The following is a 2,040-nucleotide window of genomic DNA, read 5'->3' on the forward strand; positions in this document are numbered from 1 at the left end:
ACGCCGCCTCGAGCGCCGTGCGCCGCACGGGCGTCGTCGCGGCCGCGTCGAGCAGGATCATGCGGCGCTCATCGCGACAGCACCACGTCCAGCCCGAGGTCGAGCGAGCGCATCGAGTGCGTGAGCGCGCCGACAGAGATGAGGTCGACGCCGGTCTCGGCGATGCCGCGCACGGTGTCGAGGTTCACACCGCCCGACGCCTCGATGTTCGCCCGGTCGTGCACGAGCGCGACGCCGGCCCGCAGCTCGTCGAGCGAGAAGTTGTCGAGCATGATCGTGTCGACGCCGGCGGCGAGCACCGCCTCGATCTGATCGACGCGATCGACCTCGACCTCGAGGTGCACCGTGTGGCCGATGCGGGCGCGCACCTCGCGCAGCGCATCGGTCACCGACAGGCCGCCGGCCGTGAGCACGGCGAGGTGGTTGTCCTTGACGAGCACGGCGTCCGACAGCGAGTAGCGGTGGTTGTGCCCGCCGCCGTTGACGACGGCGTGCCGCTCGAACGGCCGCAGCCCCGGGGTCGTCTTGCGGGTGTCGACGATGCGCGCCCGCGTGCCCGTCACGGCGTCCACGTAGCGCGCCGTCAGCGTCGCGATGCCGCTCATGCGCTGCACGAAGTTCAGCGCGACCCGTTCTGCGGTCAGCACCGAGCGGGCCGGCCCGCTCACCTCGGCGAGCACCTTGCCGATCGAGAAGAACTCGCCGTCGGGCAGCTCGAGGGTCGTGATGATCGCCGGGTCGACGAGGCGCATGGCCGCGGCGAACACCTCGCCGCCGCTGAAGACGCCCGATTCGCGGGCGACGAGGCGCGCGGTCGCGGTCGCCCCGGCCGGAATGACGGCTTCGCTCGTCGCGTCGCCCCACGGGGCATCCTCGTGCAGAGCGGCCGCGACCGCGGCGTCGATGATCTGGCTGGTCAGCATGCGGGTGCTCCTTCTCGGGCGCGCCGGCGGCGCTCGGCGAGCTCGGGTCTCGGGGTGGGGAAGTCGGTGCGGTAGTGCGCGCCCCGCGACTCCTCGCGCGCGAGCGCAGAGTCGACGACCACGCGGGCGAGGTCGAGCAGGTTGCGGTCTTCGAGATCGTCGGTACGCCAGGAGCTGAGAACGGATGCCGCATGCCGCAGCCCCTCGCCCGAGCGCTGCACCCCGGCGTACGCCCACATGAGCTCCTGCAGTTGCCTACGGCCCGTTGGTTGAGTAGGTCGCTCTGCGACCGTATCCGCCGGGTCGAGTAGCTCGCGCGCAGCCGAGCGTACCGAGACCAGACCCTCTCCTGGCGAGGAAAGGGTCTCGATACGCTCCTTCGTCGCTACTCGACCGGCGTGGCCGGCGGGGGTCGCGAAGAGGTCGGCCACGGCGCGGTGCGCGAAGACCGCCGCCTCGAGCAGCGAGTTCGACGCGAGCCGGTTCGCGCCGTGCACCCCCGTCGACGCGCACTCGCCCGCGGCCCACAGCCCCGGCAGACTCGTGCGGCCCGACGCATCCGTCGCGATCCCGCCCATCCAGTAGTGTGCAGCCGGCGTGACCGGAATGGGCTCGCGCGCCCAGTCGAGGCCTGCCGCGCGCACGTGCGCGTCGATCGTCGGGAAGCGGCGAGCGAGAGCGGATGCCCCGAGCGCGGTCGCGTCCAGCACGACCGGCGCCCCGCCCTGCGCGGCCATCTCGGTGGCGATTCCCCGTGCCACGATGTCACGCGGTGCGAGCTCGGCGTCGGGGTGCACGTCGAGCATGAAGCGCTCGCCGCGGGCGTTCCGCAGCACCGCGCCCTCGCCGCGCACCGCCTCGGAGATCAGGAACGACCCGGGGGCCGCGAGCGCCGTGGGGTGGAACTGGTAGAACTCCGCATCGGCGAGCTCGGCTCCCGCGCGCCACGCGGCGGCGACGCCGTCGCCGGTCGCGACCCGCGGGTTCGTGGTGTGGCTGTAGAGCTGCCCCGCTCCGCCGGTGGCGAGCACGACGGCATCCGCCCCCTCGATCTCACCCGTCGCGAGCTCGACGCCCACCACGCGGCCGTCCTCGACGACGAGCTCGGCGAGCGCCG

2 protein-coding genes are annotated in these 2,040 nt (G+C 73.1%); both read right to left on the minus strand.

Annotated features, from left to right (window positions below; all coding sequences use genetic code 11):
- Positions 1-68: 68 nt before the first annotated feature.
- Positions 69-923: a carboxylating nicotinate-nucleotide diphosphorylase gene (gene nadC, locus ACM2XV_RS14760; protein WP_487027483.1), complete on the minus strand. Its 855-nt coding sequence runs from the start codon at positions 921-923 to the stop codon at positions 69-71.
- Positions 917-2,040: L-aspartate oxidase (locus ACM2XV_RS14765; RefSeq protein WP_487027484.1), on the minus strand; the 1,124-nt coding region annotated here is incomplete at its 5' end. The genes nadC and ACM2XV_RS14765, both read right to left, overlap by 7 nt.

Source organism: Gryllotalpicola sp. CP2-P1, assembly GCF_057512245.1.